Source organism: Lacrimispora sp. (genome assembly GCF_032078915.1).
GTDB lineage: Bacteria > Bacillota > Clostridia > Lachnospirales > Lachnospiraceae > Lacrimispora.
Genome location: NZ_DAMAUN010000054.1, coordinates 1 through 12,688, shown reverse-complemented (window position 1 = coordinate 12,688; position 12,688 = coordinate 1). Strand labels below are relative to the sequence as shown.

Sequence of the window (12,688 nt, the reverse complement as noted above, 5' to 3'; positions counted from 1 at the left end):
GTGAAGATGAAATTGAGCTTGCCAAGAGAATCGAGCTGGGTGACGATGATGCAAAGCAGAGGCTGACAGAGGCCAATCTGCGTCTGGTGGTCAGCATTGCCAAGCGTTATGTCGGGCGGGGAATGCAGTTTTTAGATCTGATCCAGGAAGGAAACTTGGGACTTATTAAGGCTGTGGAAAAGTTTGATTACAGGAAAGGTTATAAGTTCAGTACTTATGCGACCTGGTGGATCAGACAGGCCATCACCCGCGCCATTGCGGACCAGGCCCGTACCATCCGGATTCCGGTTCATATGGTGGAGACCATCAACCGCCTGGTTCGTGTGTCCAGACAGCTTTTACAGGAGCTGGGCAGAGAGCCGGTGCCGGAGGAAATAGCGGCCAGAGCGGATATGCAGGTCGACCGGGTCAGAGAAATCATGAAGGTATCTCAGGAACCGGTATCCCTAGAGACTCCCATCGGAGAGGAAGAGGACAGCCATCTTGGAGATTTTATTCAGGATGAGCAGGTAGCTGTTCCGGCCGATGCCGCCACATTTACCATGCTCCATGAACAGCTGATGGAGGTGCTTGACACCTTAACCGAACGGGAGCAAAAGGTTTTAAAGCTGCGTTTCGGACTTGATGACGGGCGGCCCAGAACCTTGGAAGAGGTAGGAAAAGAATTTAATGTTACGAGAGAACGGATTCGTCAGATAGAGGCAAAAGCATTGCGTAAACTGCGCCATCCCAGCAGAAGCAAGAAGCTTAAGGACTATCTGGATGATTAAAGATACAAGACGGAGTTTAAGATGAAGTTATCAAGGCGTTTGGAAACGATCGCTTCCTTTGTTCCGGAAGGAAGCGCAGTTGCAGATATTGGAACGGATCATGGTTATATTCCTATCCATCTGGTACAGGAAGGAAAAGCAAAATATGCCATTGCCATGGATGTGCGGAAGGGCCCCTTGTTAAGGGCCCAGGCCCATATCCAGGAGGCAGGTTTACAAGGTCATGTGGAAGTCCGTTTAAGCGACGGACTTTTAAAATTAGAGCAGAACGAAGCAGACTGTGTGGTCATAGCAGGCATGGGCGGTGAGCTGATCATACATATACTTGAGGAAGGCCGTAGTTTATGGGAAGGCATTCCCTACTGGGTCCTATCCCCCCACTCAGAACTGGACAAGGTGCGCAAATTCCTGGAAGAGCAGGAATTTTTTATTGAGCGGGAGACTATGATAAAAGAAGAAGGAAAGTTCTATTCCGTGATGGGGATCAGCAGAAAAATAAAAGCAGGCGGTAAAGATGAACGCGAGATTTCCTATCGTTATGGCAGGAGCCTGCTGGAATCCAAAGATCCTGTTTTAAAGGAATATTTAAAAAAGGAAGAAGAGCAGCTAAAGCAGATCATGAGAGGGCTTTCCGTGAGCCAGACGGAGGCAGCGGTCAGAAGAATGGAAGAGCTGAAGCTGGAACTAGCCTATAACAAGGAGGCGCAGGATGCAGTGCGATAAACTCATAGAAAAACTGGAACAGCTGGCGCCGCCAGTTTGTGCCTGTGATTGGGATAATGTGGGCCTTTTAGCGGGCCGTAGTGATAAAGAAGTAAAAAAGGTTTTTATTGCCTTAGATGCTACTGACGAAGTGGTCGATAATGCTGTCCGGTGGGGAGCAGATTTATTGATTACCCATCATCCTCTTATTTTCAAGCCTTTGAATAGAATTAATGACAAGGATTTTATATCCAGGCGTATTATAAGTCTGATCCGCAATGATATCTCTTACTATGCCATGCATACAAACTTTGATGCTGCGCCTGGATGTATGGCTGATGCGGCCGCAGAAAAGCTCGGGCTTACAGATTTAAGCGTGCTGGATAAAGAAGGCGTGCTGCTTAAAGAAACAACGGAAGGTTCCAGGGAAATGGTATATGGAATCGGAAAAACAGGGTATCTTAAGGAAGAGATGACAGTAAAGGAGATCGCTGTTCTTGTGAAGGAGCGGTTTCATCTTCCCTTTGTGACTGTTTATGGAGAGGCAGCGCCAGGGGAAGCCGTACGCTTTGTAGGCATAAGCCCTGGATCCGGAGGAAGCATGATCAAACCAGCTCTGGCTGCAGGTGTGAAAGTCTTTATAACAGGCGATATCGGCCACCACAATGGGATTGATGCCGCTGCAAACCATATGGCTGTCATTGATGCCGGCCATTACGGCCTGGAATATCTGTTTTTGGACTTTCTGGAAGGGTATCTGAAGAAAGAAGTAGGGGAGGAGTTAGAAATCTGCAAGGCAGAAGTGGAATTCCCTGAAACATTTATATAAGGAGGAAGCGAATGGCAGTTGTTACTATAAACGGTGTAGAAAAGCAATACCCAATTGGCACGTCTTATCAAGATATTGCAAAAGAATATCAGTCCCAGTATGAAAATGATATCTTACTGGTCAGCATAAACGGAAAATTAAGTGAGCTCCATAAAACAGTCCAGTTCGACTGCAGCCTTCGTTTTTTTACGGGGAAAGATCAGCCCGGAATCCAGACTTATCACAGAAGCGCTATTTTTGTTATGATGAAAGCCTTTTACGATGTGGCTGGTGCAGAAAATATTGAAAAAGTGACTGTGGATTTTTCTCTTGGAAAAGGCTATTATATGCAGGCTCACGGTAAGATCGGACTGACTGAGGAACTTCTTTCTCAGGTAAAAGCCCGCATGCTGGAGTATGTGGGGCAAAAAATCCCGATCATGAAACGTAGCGTGAACACGGACGATGCCATTGATCTGTTTCACAAGCACCGGATGTATGACAAGGAAAGACTGTTTCGCTACCGCCGGGTTTCCCGTGTCAACATCTACAGCATAGGCGGCTTTGAAGATTACTATTATGGATACATGGTACAGAATACCGGATATATTAAGTATTTTGACCTGATATTACATGATGAAGGCTTTATGCTCATGCTGCCTCAGAAGGATAATCCCAAAGAGGTGCCAGTTTTCCAGCCGGAAAAAAAGCAGAAGCTGTTTCGGGTGCTGAAGGAGAGCGTGAAATGGGGGGAACGGCTGAATGTGTCCCATGTAGGCGCTCTGAATGAAGAAATTGCATCGGGTAATATCAATGAACTGATTTTAATTCAGGAGGCTTTACAGGAAAAGAAAATAGCTGGGATCGCGGAACGTATAGGCGCTGACAGAAGTAAAAAATTTGTTATGATCGCCGGACCGTCCTCATCCGGGAAAACCACCTTTTCCCACCGCTTGTCTGTTCAGCTAAAGGCTCAGGGGATGATTCCTCATCCCATTGCTGTGGACGATTATTTTGTTAATCGGATAGACAGTCCGAAAAATCCGGACGGAAGCTACAATTATGAGGTTTTAGAAAGCCTGGATATTGAACAGTTCAATAAAGACATGACGGCTCTTCTGGCCGGAGAAACAGTAGAAATGCCGCGGTACCAATTTAAAACAGGGGTCAGGGAGTACAGAGGCGATTATTTAAAACTGGGAAAAGACGATATCCTGGTCATCGAAGGAATCCATTGCTTAAATGACAGGCTTTCCTATAGCCTGCCAAAGGATAGTAAATTCCGTGTATACGTAAGTGCACTGACTCAGTTGAATATTGATGAACACAACCGGATTCCAACAACCGATTGCCGCCTGATCCGGCGGATGGTACGGGATGCCAGAACAAGAGGTGCTTCCGCGCAGGATACCATACGTATGTGGCCGGCGGTGAGAGCAGGAGAGGAAGAGTGTATTTTCCCCTTCCAGGAATCTGCGGATGTGATGTTCAACTCAGCTACGGTCTATGAACTTGCTGTGCTGAAGCAGTATGCAGAACCGCTGTTATTCGGCATTCCAAGAGAATCCCCGGAATATATGGAAGCAAAGCGTCTGTTAAAATTCCTTGACTATTTTCTTGGGGTCAATTGTGAGGATATCCCCCGCAATTCCATTGTCAGAGAGTTTATAGGAGGAAGCTGTTTTAAGGTTTAAAACAGAAAGTAGCTTTACAAATAAAGAAATGTATGATATGTTAATATAGCTTATGAGAAGCTGTCTTTTTCGCATCTCATAAAAGGTGCTGTTTTTAGCACCGTCCATCCAATTATGAAAACAGTTTTTCATAATATCGTTTTGAGTAAGACAAATGGCCGCAGCTGCAAAGCCGAAAGGCTGCAGGTGAGGAAAGTCCGGGCTTCACAGGGCAGGATGCCAGATAACGTCTGGCGGAGGCGACTCCAGGGAAAGTGCAACAGAAATATACCGCCGCTTAATGCGGTAAGGGTGGAAAGGTGGTGTAAGAGACCACCGCCCTTCTGGTAACAGGAGGGGTCCATGTAAACCCCATCCGAAGCAAGACCGAACAGGGAGCATAAGGCGGCCCGTCTGCTCCCGGGTAGGTTGCTTGAGCCTGCTGGCGACGGCAGGCCTAGATAGATGGCCATTCAACGACATAACCCGGCTTATCGTCTTGCTCAAAACTTAAAGAAGTGGATAGTATGCAATGTCTCTGTTCCTGATCAGAGCAGATCATATGGAAAGAATAAAAAACTGCCTTCCTTATATTCCGGGAAGGCAGTTTTTGAATTATTTCGAATATTTTTCTTCACAATACCGGCAGCGGTAAACTTCTTTCTGCTCATCGGCAAGATAGAATACATGAGGAAGCCCCTGCTCGATGGAGGTAATGCAGCGGGGGTTTTTGCATTGAATCACGTTGGTGATCTTATTAGGAAGGCTTAAGGTTTTCTTTTCCACAATCAGGTTATCCTTTATGATGTTAACCGTAATGTTATGGTCAATATATCCCAGAATGTCTAAATCAATATGGTCTAAGCCGCCTTCAATTTTTATGATGTCCTTTTTTCCCATCTTATTGCTTCTTGCATTCTTAATGATGGCAACCTGGCAGTCCAGCTTGTCCAGACCCAGGTTATAATAGATTTCCAGACTTTTGCCGGCTTCAATGTGGTCTAATACGATTCCTTCTTTTAATCCGCTGATATTTAACATGATTTTTCTACCTCCAGTAATGTCATGATAAGAGCCATACGCACATACACGCCGTACTGTGCCTGCTTAAAGTAGGCGGCTCGGGGATCCTCGTCAACCTCCACTGAGATTTCGTTGACTCTTGGAAGAGGGTGAAGAACATACATATCTTCTTTCGCCAGTTTCATTTTCTTCTTGTCCAGAATGTAGCAGTCTTTTAAACGAATGTAATCTTCCTCATTGAAGAAGCGTTCCTTCTGAACGCGGGTCATATAGAGGATATCAAGAGATGGCATGGCATCGTCAAGGCTGTCCATTTCTACAAATTCAATGTTGTTGGCTTTGAGTACATCTTCTCGGATGTATTCAGGCACCCTTAGCTCTGGGGGGGAAATTAAGATGAATTTGATGTTTTCGTATCGTACAAGAGCATTAATCAGAGAGTGAACCGTGCGGCCAAATTTTAAGTCGCCACAGAGGCCAATGGTCAGATCATTCAAACGGCCTTTTAAAGAATTGATGGAAAGCAGATCAGTCAGGGTCTGGGTCGGATGCTGGTGGCCTCCGTCACCGGCATTGATTACCGGTATGCCGGAATGGCTGGCAGCTACCAGTGGAGCACCTTCCTTTGGATGTCTCATGGCACATATGTCTGCGTAGCAGGAGAGAACCCGAATGGTATCAGCAACACTTTCTCCTTTTGCGGCAGAACTGGAGTCGGCAGAAGAAAAGCCTAGTACACTGCCGCCCAGATTTAACATGGCAGCCTCGAAACTCAAACGAGTTCTTGTACTTGGCTCATAAAATAATGTCGCTAATTTTTTTCCATCGCATACATGAGAATATTTTGGAAGATTTTCTTCGATATCTTTCGCCAGGTCTAAGAGTTGTCCTGTCTCTTCCACACTAAAGTCTAACGGGTTAAGTAAATGTCTCATAAGAATCTCCTTTATCCACTAAATTATGGTTTAAAATTCTATCCAATCTATTATACAGTATTCGTTAGAATATTTCCACACTTTTTTTAAATTTATGATATAATCTTTTCATATGCCACTTTTCCAGAAATTAGCAGCTTCCCTCCTGTAAGGAATATTTAAGGAAGCGTAAGAAAATAAAGAATGACCGATGGAAATGTCTTGTTGTATAATGTGTATGCAAAGTCAAGTACAACAGGTACAGGATATTTGAAACCTGCGGCATTCTCCAGATGCAAGAATGCCTGCATTCCTGTGCTTGGCTCATTGCTTGCAAAAATAAAGAAAGGGGGTGTCTGTTTTGGCGGAAAAAAAGTCACCTATGATTCAGGTCAAGAATCTCTACAAGGTGTACAAAGTGGGAAACACAAAGGTCTATGCGTTAAATGGCGTGGACTTTACTATATATAAGGGAGAGTTCTGTGCAATCGTGGGCCCCTCCGGTTCCGGTAAATCCACTCTCTTAAATATGTTGGCCGGCCTTGAGAAGCCGTCAAAGGGAGAGATTGTCATTGGCGGGAACCATATAGAAAAGCTTTCGGAAAATCAGCTTGTATCATTCCGCAGAAAGCATGTGGGTTTTATTTTTCAGTCCTATAATCTTATACAGACTATGAACGCGGTGGAAAATGTGGCTATGCCTCTCTCATTTCGGGGAGTGCCAAAGAAAACAAGAAATGAAAAGGCAAAGGAATACATAAAGCTGGTGGGGTTAGAGCAACAGATGAAGCATATGGCAAATGAGATGTCAGGAGGTCAGCAGCAGAGAGTCGGCATTGCAAGAGCTTTGGCAGTAGATCCTAAGATCATCTTTGCGGATGAGCCAACTGGAAACTTAGATTCCAAGACTACCAGGGAAATATTAAGTTTAATGCAGAAAATCGTTAGGGAGCAGAATCAGACTCTTGTCATGGTTACACATGATAATTATATTGCAAAGTTTGCAGACAGACAATTCCATATAGTAGATGGAAAGATCGTTAAAATCGAAGAACAGCATCATGAGGTTACAAAGGAGGATATGGAACATGAAGTATTGTAAAAAAGGATTTGTATGGCTGCTTGCAGTCCTTATGATTATTTCGGCTTTACCGGGGGTAGCTTTTGCACGGTCAGGATCAGACGAGAGTTATATTGAGGTTAAAAAAGTTCCGTCTGGAAAGACAGGGCAGAACATGACCATCAATATGGTTTTCAAAAACAATGAAGGTATTGACTTAAATAATGTGGCAATTCGCTTTTCAGATGAAACAGTGAATGAGGAAAGTGATGCAAAGGCAAATGGAGAAACTTATTCAGGAAACACGTTTCCTTTTGAGATCACCTCTGACACCTTTAATAATAAAATGATAGGAACAGTAAAAAACGGAAGCTCTAAGAATGTATCCCTTACTGGGAAAGTTCGAAGAGATCTGGCAGACGGATATTACACAGTACCCATAGAGGTAGTATTCGGTGCGACCGCTGGCGGAAAAGACGGATCGCCGATTTCTTTTCCTGATGCCCGTCCCGCAACGGTCAACATCTGGATCACAAAATCCGCCGCAACCACGGAATCCGGAAAAGATGAAGGGACGATCCAGTTTGAGCTGGGAGAAAACCAGAATACGCCTTTTGGCATCTATCCCCAAACCATGAATTTTAATATGAACGTCCGCAATTCCTCCCAAGTAACGGCTTTTGATGTGAATGTCCGGATGAAGCTGGACCAGGACAGCACAAAGTTCCCCTTTGATATTAACGATGGAAACTACACCAGGCATTACGACCGGATGGGCGGCGGCGAGACGGTGGAAATCCCCTACAGCATGAATATCCGCAAGGATGTTTACAGCGGATACTATCCCATCACTTATACCATAGAATACCGTGACAGCTCGGACGGAGACGTCCAGAAAACGGAAGAGACCTTCTATGTCAAGATTCAGAATAAAGACAAAGAAGAGGAGACCGGTGATTTCAATGCCAATGACAGAACAAAGGCAAGAATCATTGTAGATGGGTTCCAGACGAACCCGGAGACAGTTTATGCCGGGGAGGAATTTGAAATGATCCTCCATATGAAGAACGCTTCTGAAAACGTTGCGGCAAGCAACATCCTCTTTAACCTGGAATCAGAAAAAGTTACAGACAGCGCCGTATTTACCATGGATTCCGGTTCTTCATCCATTGTTGTGAATTCTCTTCCCGCAGGCCAGACCACGGATATAAAGTTAAAGCTTCGGGCGGGGGCATGGGTGGATCAAAGAACCTATGCCATCACCATCAATGAAAAGTACGACAGTCCTGAATTTAAAAACGCGGAAGAAAAGGTAACGGTAAATATTCCTGTTAAGCAGGTTTCCAGGCTGAATACGGGAACGATCGAGATAATGCCGGATATGATTTCCGTAGGTTCGGAGACAAATGTGATGTTTCCCATCAATAATACGGGAAAAGTTCTCCTCTACAACGTAATGGTGGCCTTTGTGGGAGATTCCATCCAGCAGACCAACAGCTATGTAGGAAATATAAAGCCAGGAGAGTCTGGTAATGTGGATGCCATGATCAGCGGAACAGCGCCTACCATGGATGACGGAAAAATCAAGGTTATGATCACCTATGAGGATGAAAACGGGGTCGTCAGCGATCCTGTTGAAAAAGAGATAAGTTTAACGGTAACGGAACAGGAGGACTTAGATCCCGGAATGGATGGTTCTGGAGAATTTCCGGCAGTAACAGAGCCGGAAGGCACTTCCAAATATGGAAAGATCATCATTCCAGCGGTGATTGCCGTCCTGGTGATAGGAACCATTGGAACCGTATATGTGCTTAAAAGGCGTAAAAAGAAAAAGGAAGCACTGGAAGAACTAGAAGAGGAAAAAGACAATGAAATTTAGCGATTTGCTTTCCATGAGTGTAAATAACTTAAGACGCAGGAAGCTAAGGACATTTTTAACGGTTCTGGGAGTTTTGATCGGTACGGCTTCCATTGTTGTCATGGTGTCTTTGGGGATCGGCTTTAATGAACTTACCATGGAACAGATCGCTTCCTATGGAAGCCTTACGGAAGTTTCCGTATATTCCAATGCCATGTGGGGAGGAAATGAAAGCAGCAAGGACCCTAATTACATGACGGATGATGTGATTGCACAGTTTAAACGGATCGATCATGTTAATGCAGCATCTCCCCTTCTGGAAACCAGTGTTATGATGACTCAGGGGGCTTACCAGGCGTATATCAACCTGATTGGCGTCACTCAGGAGTATATGAAAAATATTCCCTTAAAAGAAGGGCAAATTCCAGAAGCAGGAAAAAGAGACTTACAGATGATTGTAGGAAATATGGTTGCAAGGAATTTCAGCAACCCCAAAAGCAATCGTAACAACTATTATGATGATCCCTCCAGCATTCCTGACATTGATTTTATAAATAGACCCATGTTTGTGATTTTTGATATGGATGCCTATTATCAGTCCCAAAGCGGGGGAACTGGGGAAGGCGGTGCAACCGTCAAACCGCCCAAAAAGTATCTCATACCAACGACCGGCCTGGTGGAAGGAGGGCCGGAGGATTGGAACAGTTACAGCTATAGCGTATATGTGGATCTAGAAGCGCTAAAGGCCCAGCTAAAACAGATTTTTAAAAAGAAGCCCATTCCCAACCAGCCTACCAATAAAAAGGGAAAACCCTACAACTATTTTATTTATCAGCAGGCGATTGTGGAAGTGGATGATATGAACAATGTTACCGCTGTACAAAAAGCTATTACAGATATGGGCTTTCAGGCTAACAGCAATATGGAGTGGCTGGAGCAGTCCCAGAAGCAGGCCAAGATGGTTCAGGCTCTTTTGGGAGGAATCGGAGCCGTATCTCTGTTTGTGGCGGCAATTGGTATCGCCAATACCATGATGATGTCCATTTACGAAAGAACAAAGGAAATCGGGATCTTAAAGGTTCTTGGCTGCGATATGAATAATATCAGGAACATGTTCCTTCTGGAGTCAGGCTTTATCGGCTTTTTAGGAGGCATAACAGGAATTCTGTTCAGCTATGGGGTTTCATTCCTTATTAACAGGTTCCTTTCGGGCCATTTTATGTCAAATATGCCTGGCGATCTTTCCAGGATTCCTCCCTGGCTTTCCTTAACAGCCGTTGGCTTTGCTGTTTTTGTAGGAATGGCCGCAGGATTTTTCCCTGCCCTAAGAGCCATGAAGCTAAGTCCTCTTGCAGCCATAAGGAATGAATAGCTAAGGGACTTACTTGATTCGGTTAAAAAAGAGGGTTGCTTTTTTTCAGAGAATATTATATGATGATGTACAAGGTACGTGCGACTGGCGGATAAGTGGATTTTTACCACGGGGAGCACGATACGTAAAAAGCCGACCGCCTGGGCACCCTATGGGATGCCCAGGCGGTTTTTTGCGTGAGCAGCGAGCCAGATGAGTTCATTGTGTTTTCATTCGAAAGGAGACCAGGTCTGATGAGTTTGATTTCTTTACAAGACGATTTAAAGAGTAATTCCTATCCGGGAAGAGGCATTATTATGGGAAAAACGCCGGATGGAACAAAGGCGGTTGCCGCTTATTTTATTATGGGAAGAAGCGATAACAGCCGCAACCGCGTATTCGTAGAGGAAGGGGAAGGAATCCGCACCCAGGCCTTTGATCCTTCAAAGGTTACAGACCCCAGCCTTATTATTTACGCTCCGGTGCGGGTTATGGGGAATAAGACCATTGTGACAAACGGAGATCAGACTGATACCATTTACGAGGGAATGGATATACAGCTGACGTTTGAACAGTCCTTACGGTGCCGGGAATTTGAACCGGATAGTCCTAATTATACGCCCCGTATTTCCGGGATCATGCATATAGAAGGCGGGCGCTTCAACTACGCCATGTCCATCATAAAGAGCAATCATGGGAATCCGGACTCCTGCAACCGTTATACCTTTGCCTATGATAATCCGGAGGCAGGTGAAGCCCATTTCATTCATACCTATATGCATGATGGAAGTCCTTTGCCAAGCTTTGAAGGGGAACCAAAGCTGTCAGCGACCCTTGATGACCTGGATGAATTTACTGCCATGATATGGGAAAGCCTCCATGAGGAGAATAAGATCTCTCTCTTTGTAAGATATATTGACATAGAATCCGGAGCTTATGAGACACGGATTGTAAATAAAAATCAATGACAGGAGTACAAAAGATGAATGAGCTGGAATTAAAATATGGCTGTAACCCGAATCAGAAGCCCTCAAGGATTTTTATGCCAGAGGGGAAAGAACTTCCCATTAAGGTTTTAAGCGGCCGGCCGGGATATATCAATTTCCTGGATGCCTTTCATGGCTGGCAGCTGGTAAGAGAATTAAAGGAAGCGACCGGCCTTCCTGGGGCGGCTTCTTTTAAACATGTGTCGCCGGCCGGCGCCGCAGTGGGACTGCCTCTTGACAGGATACTTGCAAAGATCTATAGGGTAGAGGATATGGAAGGGCTTTCTCCCCTGGCCTGTGCCTATGCAAGGGCAAGAGGGGCTGACCGTATGTCTTCCTTCGGAGACTTTATTTCCCTGTCGGATATCTGTGATACGGATACCGCCAGAATAATCAAACGGGAAGTGTCGGACGGGGTCATTGCCCCAGGGTATGAACCGGAAGCCCTGGAAATCTTAAAGTCAAAGAAAAACGGCAATTACAACATCATTCAAATTGACCCGGACTACCAGCCAGAGCCGCTTGAGAGAAAACAGGTTTTTGGGATTATGTTTGAGCAGGGAAGAAATGAAGAGAAGATTCATGGAGATCTCTTAAAAAATGTAGTGACAAAGAACCAGGATATCCCCCAATCAGCAAAAATTGACCTGATTATTTCTCTTATTACTTTAAAATATACCCAGTCCAATTCTGTCTGTTTTGCAAAGGGCGGACAGGCGATCGGGATCGGGGCTGGTCAGCAGTCCCGCATCCACTGCACAAGACTGGCAGGAAATAAAGCGGATAACTGGTTTCTTCGCCAGGCGCCACAGGTCTTGGAGCTGCCGTTCGTGGATGGCATCAGCCGCGCGGATCTGGACAATGCCATTGATGTCTACATTGGAGAAGATTATATGGATGTCATTGCTGACGGCAGATGGGAACATATTTTCAGGGTAAAGCCAGCCGTATTCACAGGAGAAGAAAAGAAGGCCTGGCTTAGCCGGCTGACTGAGGTTTCCCTGGGATCTGATGCTTTCTTCCCATTTGGTGATAACATTGACCGCGCATACAGAAGCGGTGTAAGGTACGTGGCCCAGCCTGGGGGATCGGTCCGTGATGACCAGGTAATTGAAACATGTGACCAATATGGGATGGCCATGGCTTTTACAGGGCTTCGTCTGTTCCATCATTAAATAGGAAAGGAAAATAAGTACCAGCCTATATTTTTTGTAAAAGCACTTTAAAGAGAAGGCCGGCATAAAATGAGAGTAAGTAAGTTTAAGGTGGCTTTCTTTGAAAACTTTTCCCAAACCTTTAACTGCGCGAGAAGAACGAGAGTGTCTGGAACGATACCAGGAAGGGGATCAGGAGGCGAGAGCCACACTCATCGAGCGAAATATGCGTCTGGTGGCACATGTGGCAAAAAAATATCAGAATACGGATTATGATATGGAAGATCTTCTTTCCGTAGGTACCATAGGACTTATAAAAGCCGTCAATACCTTTCACCCGGACAGAGGCTCCAGACTAGCCACTTATGCGGCCAAGTGTGTGGAGAATG

General features: G+C 45.1%; 12 protein-coding genes, 1 other RNA gene and 1 riboswitch. Of the genes, 11 read left to right on the top strand and 2 right to left on the bottom strand.

Annotated elements, in window-relative coordinates:
- The 5 genes from rpoD to rnpB form a co-directional block, all read left to right on the top strand.
- The coding region (gene rpoD, locus RT269_RS19270) for an RNA polymerase sigma factor RpoD (protein ID WP_313185012.1) at positions 1 to 770 on the top strand (770 nt) is incomplete at its 5' end.
- A 21-nt stretch (positions 771 to 791) separates the two neighbouring features.
- Entirely contained in the window at positions 792 to 1,493 is a 702-nt protein-coding gene (locus RT269_RS19265; protein WP_313185011.1) for a tRNA (adenine(22)-N(1))-methyltransferase, read from the top strand.
- Positions 1,480 to 2,301, top strand: a complete 822-nt coding sequence (locus tag RT269_RS19260) for a Nif3-like dinuclear metal center hexameric protein (RefSeq protein WP_313185009.1) — start codon at positions 1,480 to 1,482, stop codon at positions 2,299 to 2,301. Before RT269_RS19265 ends, RT269_RS19260 begins: the two co-directional genes overlap by 14 nt.
- An 11-nt stretch (positions 2,302 to 2,312) precedes the next feature.
- Positions 2,313 to 3,974 (top strand): nucleoside kinase, encoded by a 1,662-nt coding sequence (locus RT269_RS19255; RefSeq protein WP_313185008.1) that lies wholly within the window; start codon positions 2,313 to 2,315, stop codon positions 3,972 to 3,974.
- Positions 3,975 to 4,116: 142 nt separating this feature from the next.
- Positions 4,117 to 4,463, top strand: an RNA gene (gene rnpB, locus RT269_RS19250) — RNase P RNA component class A.
- A 105-nt stretch (positions 4,464 to 4,568) separates the two neighbouring features.
- On the opposite strand, the gene RT269_RS19245 is transcribed toward rnpB, so the two are convergent.
- Complete coding sequence (locus RT269_RS19245; protein ID WP_025233291.1) at positions 4,569 to 4,994, bottom strand: aspartate carbamoyltransferase regulatory subunit; 426 nt, start codon at positions 4,992 to 4,994, stop codon at positions 4,569 to 4,571.
- A complete protein-coding gene (pyrB, locus tag RT269_RS19240; protein ID WP_313185007.1) occupies positions 4,988 to 5,911 on the bottom strand; it encodes an aspartate carbamoyltransferase in 924 nt (307 codons plus the stop codon). The genes RT269_RS19245 and pyrB overlap by 7 nt, the downstream gene beginning before the upstream one ends.
- Positions 5,912 to 6,272: 361 nt before the next feature.
- Here pyrB and RT269_RS19235 point away from each other — a divergent pair, with 361 nt between their 5' ends.
- From RT269_RS19235 to RT269_RS19210, 6 genes are all read left to right on the top strand, one after another.
- Positions 6,273 to 6,992, top strand: coding sequence for an ABC transporter ATP-binding protein (locus RT269_RS19235; protein ID WP_313185056.1), 720 nt, complete (start codon positions 6,273 to 6,275; stop codon positions 6,990 to 6,992).
- A complete protein-coding gene (locus RT269_RS19230; RefSeq protein WP_313185006.1) occupies positions 6,979 to 8,829 on the top strand; it encodes a COG1361 S-layer family protein in 1,851 nt (616 codons plus the stop codon). The genes RT269_RS19235 and RT269_RS19230 overlap by 14 nt, the downstream gene beginning before the upstream one ends.
- The gene (locus tag RT269_RS19225) at positions 8,819 to 10,180 is read left to right on the top strand and encodes an ABC transporter permease (RefSeq protein WP_313185005.1); all 1,362 of its coding nucleotides are present in this window, start codon (positions 8,819 to 8,821) and stop codon (positions 10,178 to 10,180) included. The genes RT269_RS19230 and RT269_RS19225 overlap by 11 nt, the downstream gene beginning before the upstream one ends.
- A gap of 70 nt (positions 10,181 to 10,250) precedes the next feature.
- Positions 10,251 to 10,333, top strand: a riboswitch (ZMP/ZTP riboswitch).
- Positions 10,334 to 10,413: 80 nt separating this feature from the next.
- Positions 10,414 to 11,127: an IMP cyclohydrolase gene (locus tag RT269_RS19220; protein WP_313185004.1), complete on the top strand. Its 714-nt coding sequence runs from the start codon at positions 10,414 to 10,416 to the stop codon at positions 11,125 to 11,127.
- A 14-nt stretch (positions 11,128 to 11,141) separates the two neighbouring features.
- The gene (locus RT269_RS19215; protein WP_313185003.1) at positions 11,142 to 12,320 is read left to right on the top strand and encodes a phosphoribosylaminoimidazolecarboxamide formyltransferase; all 1,179 of its coding nucleotides are present in this window, start codon (positions 11,142 to 11,144) and stop codon (positions 12,318 to 12,320) included.
- A 100-nt stretch (positions 12,321 to 12,420) separates the two neighbouring features.
- Positions 12,421 to 12,688, top strand: a 268-nt coding sequence (locus RT269_RS19210) for a sigma-70 family RNA polymerase sigma factor (RefSeq protein ID WP_170823457.1), incomplete at its 3' end; no start/stop codon positions are given.